This is a genomic window from Dellaglioa sp. CoH-57-MRSF-21 (assembly GCF_056781915.1).
Genome location: NZ_JBXAXU010000268.1, coordinates 1 through 230, shown reverse-complemented (window position 1 = coordinate 230; position 230 = coordinate 1). Strand labels below are relative to the sequence as shown.

The 230-nt window shown below is 52.6% G+C and carries 1 protein-coding gene; it reads right to left on the bottom strand.

Annotation, left to right across the window (positions count from 1 at the left end; translation table 11 throughout):
- On the bottom strand, positions 1–230 hold a 230-nt coding region (locus AC1RPQ_RS08735), incomplete at both ends, for a hypothetical protein (RefSeq protein ID WP_481762392.1).

Here is a 230-nt window from a genome sequence, read left to right as displayed (position 1 = left end):
GACACCTGCGTTTGCTAGCTTCATCCCAAGTGCATTCACCTGCTTTGCCAGAATGTCACGCTCAGGCTGCGACCACTGATCAAAATCAATCAGATGGCCGCCCATGAACGGAAGACCCGTCACTGGATCGGTACCGGTGCCAGACACTTGATCCGCAATCTGCTGTTCGAGCGGGGGATTAGTCACCCACATGTTACGCAGATTCTGCAAAATCTCGGTCTTGATATCGA